2 protein-coding genes and 1 tRNA gene are annotated in these 3,688 nt (G+C 60.2%); 2 read left to right on the top strand and 1 reads right to left on the bottom strand.

Annotated features, from left to right (window positions below; all coding sequences use genetic code 11):
• A partial coding sequence (gene rnr / locus WCA53_RS29180) for a ribonuclease R (RefSeq protein WP_423919327.1) occupies positions 1-2,345 on the bottom strand: 2,345 nt, incomplete at its 3' end.
• A gap of 334 nt (positions 2,346-2,679) precedes the next feature.
• Here rnr and WCA53_RS29175 point away from each other — a divergent pair.
• Both WCA53_RS29175 and WCA53_RS29170 read left to right on the top strand, forming a co-directional pair.
• Positions 2,680-2,764 (top strand) — tRNA-Leu (locus tag WCA53_RS29175).
• Positions 2,765-2,972: 208 nt separating this feature from the next.
• The coding region (locus WCA53_RS29170) for a recombination-associated protein RdgC (protein WP_423919330.1) at positions 2,973-3,688 on the top strand (716 nt) is incomplete at its 3' end.

Genomic DNA, 3,688 nt, shown 5'->3' with positions numbered 1-3,688 from the left:
CTGTTCACGCTGCTGCCTTCGTCGACGGGAAAGGGCCGCACGCGCGGACCAGCCGTAGCGCCAACACCCGCCGAATGTTCGACAGCCGGCGCTGTTGGGCGGCCTGAAGGCGGCTTCACGGGGGTGTCGCGGACAAGCCGGAAATCGATCTTGCGCGAATCGAGATCCACACGGCTTACCTGCACGCGCACACGATCCGACATGCGGTATCGAATGCCCGTGCGCTCGCCGCGCAGTTCGTTCTTGACCTCATCATATTGGAAGTAATCGGCGCCGAGCTCAGTGATATGCACCAGCCCTTCGATAAACAACGAATCCAGCTGCACGAAGATGCCGAACGTGGTCACGCCGTTCACCATGCCGCCGTATTCCTCGCCGAGCTTGTCGCGCATGAAATAGCACTTGAGCCACGCTTCCACGTCACGGGACGCTTCGTCCGCCCGACGTTCATTCGACGAACAATGCAGTCCGAGCTCTTCCCAGATTGCGACGCTGTTGCGCTGGCGGCTGCGCGATTCGTCGTCGGATTTCTGCATCGCGCGCGCGGCCTTCGTCAATCCGGTGCTCAGCGTGATGTCGTGGCCCACTTCGGGCTGATACTTCTTGCCCTGCAGGATCGCGTAGATCGCGCGATGCGTAAGCAGGTCGGGATATCGGCGAATCGGGCTCGTGAAGTGAGCATAGGCTTCATAAGCCAGCCCGAAGTGGCCGATATTTTCAGGACTGTAGACAGCTTGCTGCATGGAGCGCAGGACCATCGACTGGAGCATTTGCGCGTCCGGCCGATCGCGAACCTGGGCCATCAACGCGGCGTAGTCGCTCGCGTGCGGCTTCTCGCCGCCACCCAGCGCCAAGCCGACTCCGCGCAAGAACGCGCGCAAATTCTCAAGCTTCTCCGGCGTCGGGCCCGCATGCACGCGATACAGCCCTGCGTGCTTGTGGCGCTTCAGGAAGTCCGCGGCACAGACGTTCGCCGCGAGCATGCATTCCTCGATCAGCCGATGCGCATCATTGCGATGACGCGGCACGATTTGCTCGATCTTGCCCAGCGCATTGCAAACGATGTACGTCTCGGTCGTATCGAAATCGATCGCCCCGCGCTTCTGGCGCGCAGCGTGAAGCGACTTGTACACGCCGTAGAGATTCTGCAATTGCGGCAAAAGCTCGGCGCGCTTCGCGGCTTCCGGTCCCTTCGTATTGGTCAGGACCGACGCGACCTCCGTATAGGTAAGACGCGCGGCCGAATGCATCACGGCCGGATAGAACTGATACGCCTTGATCTCGCCGCGCGCGGTGATCACCATGTCGCAGACGAGCACGCACCGGTCGACTTGCGGATTCAGCGAACACAAGCCGTTCGACAGCTTCTCCGGCAGCATAGGGATCACGCGACGCGGGAAATACACCGACGTGCTGCGATCGAGCGCATCGACGTCGAGCGCTTCGTTGGGGCGCACGTAATGCGAGACGTCGGCAATCGCGACCAGCATGCGAAAGCCCGTGCCGCGACCGACGGTCATTGGCTCGCAATACACGGCGTCGTCGAAGTCGCGGGCGTCTTCACCGTCGATCGTCACCAGCGGCACATCGCGCAAATCCACGCGATGACGAATGTCGACCGGACGCACTTCATCCGGCAACTTCGACGCCTGCTCGAGCGCGCGATCACTGAACTCATGCGGCACGCCGTATTTGCGTACCGCGATCTCGATCTCCATGCCCGGATCGTCGATATCCCCGATCACTTCCGCCACGCGGCCAAGCGGCTGCGAATGCCGGCTCGGAAAGTCGGTGAGATCCACCGACACGACCTGCCCGACCTTCGCCTTCTTCGGATTCTGCGTGATCAGGATGTCGTGGCCGATACGCTTGTCTTCAGGCACGAGAATCAGTGCGCCGTTCTCGTTAATCAGGCGGCCGATAATCCGTTTATTCGCGCGATCCGTGACTTCGACAATGTGTCCCTCGGGGCGCCCGCGCCGGTCATAACCCACGATGCGCGCCAGCACGCGATCGTTGTGCATGACCTTCTGCATTTCGCCGTTGGGCAGGAACAGGTCATCCTGGCCGTCGTCGCGAACCAGGAAGCCGAAGCCGTCGCGATGACCCTGGACCCGGCCCGCGACAAAGTTCGACGGATGCGTGAGTTGATAGTAGCCACGCTTGTCGAGGCGGACTTGGCCGTCACGCTCCATGGCGCCGAGTCGCTTGAAAAATCCTTCACGCTCCTGGCGCTTGATCGACAGAGCTTCAGCGATGTCGTTCGCAGCGAGCGGTGCTTCGCTCGTGCGCAACACGCCGAGAATTTCTTCGCGGCTCGGAATCGGATACGGATATTTGTTCAAGGGCTTATCGATGATCTCTTCTCGTCTGGACTGAATGTCGCGGTTTGTTGGCTTTCACGGCGCGGTTTCCCTGGCACGGCATGCATATGGTGGTACGCCGCGGCAAATAAAAATCGCGGCGAATTCGGCCAACGGCCGGATTCGCGCTCTCGCTAAAGCGTTGTTCGGTTCGTTCATGAATCATTCCCGACTCATTCTAACACCCACCATAAGGGCACACGGGCGTTAAGCCATATGGACTATGGCTCGCAGCGACGTTTCGCGTTTGATTCCAAAATGCTTGACAGCGTGAAACGCCCGGCTATAATTGCGTTCTTCGCTGTACACGCACCCTGCCCAGGTGGCGGAATTGGTAGACGCACATGGTTCAGGTCCATGCGCCGCAAGGCGTGGAGGTTCGAGTCCTCTCTTGGGCACCAAGATTCAATTCGGAGCAATCCGAAGAAGTCAGAAAACCCCGCAAATCTCTGTATTTGCGGGGTTTTTTGTTTCTGGCGGTCCCATGTGTTCTCGTGAGGTCGAGCTTTCTGCATGGCCAATGCCATTCCAGGGTGCGGCGCCGGTCCCATTGTTAATGGTCGAGGAACGCCGCCGTCGTATAGAATTGCGCGCTTTGCCTATACGCCCATGTGGTTCAAAAACCTTCAGCTTCATCGTCTTCCGGCCCCTTGGTCCGTCACTCCCGATCAAATGGAAAAATGGCTGGCGCCCCACGCGTTCCAGCCCGGCAACAGCGTCGAGATGCAGACGCTCGGATGGGCGTCGCCACGAGACGACGGCGCGCTCGTGTATTCGAACAACCGCCAGATGCTATTGGTGTTTCGTGCTGAAAAAAAGTTACTCCCGGCGTCCGTCGTCAATCAGATAACCAAGGACCGGGCGGCTGAAGTCGAAGACCAGCAGGGATTCAAACTCGGGCGAAAACAGCTTCGCGAACTCAAGGAGCAGGTTACCGACGAACTGCGTCCGCGCGCGTTCAGCATTCGTCGCGATACGCGCGTCTGGATCGATACGGTGAACGGCTGGCTCGTCATCGATGCGGCCGCCCAGGCGCTTGCCGACGATGTTCGCGGCCTGCTCGTGAAATCGATCGATCAATTGCCGCTCGCCAGCGTCCGTGTGCCGCTTTCACCCGTCGCCGCGATGACGGACTGGTTGCTCTCTGGTGAAGCGCCGGCCGGCTTTACGCTGGATCAGGACACGGAGTTACGTTCGAGCGGCGAAGGCGGCGCTACGGTGCGATACGTCGGACACGCGCTGGAAACGGCCGACATGCGCCGGCATATCGAAACCGGCAAGCAATGCATGCGCCTCGCGATGACCTGGGACAATCGGGTCTCCTT

The organism is Caballeronia sp. (assembly GCF_049581465.1).
Classification (GTDB): domain Bacteria; phylum Pseudomonadota; class Gammaproteobacteria; order Burkholderiales; family Burkholderiaceae; genus Caballeronia.
This window is presented reverse-complemented; position numbering and strand designations above follow the sequence as displayed.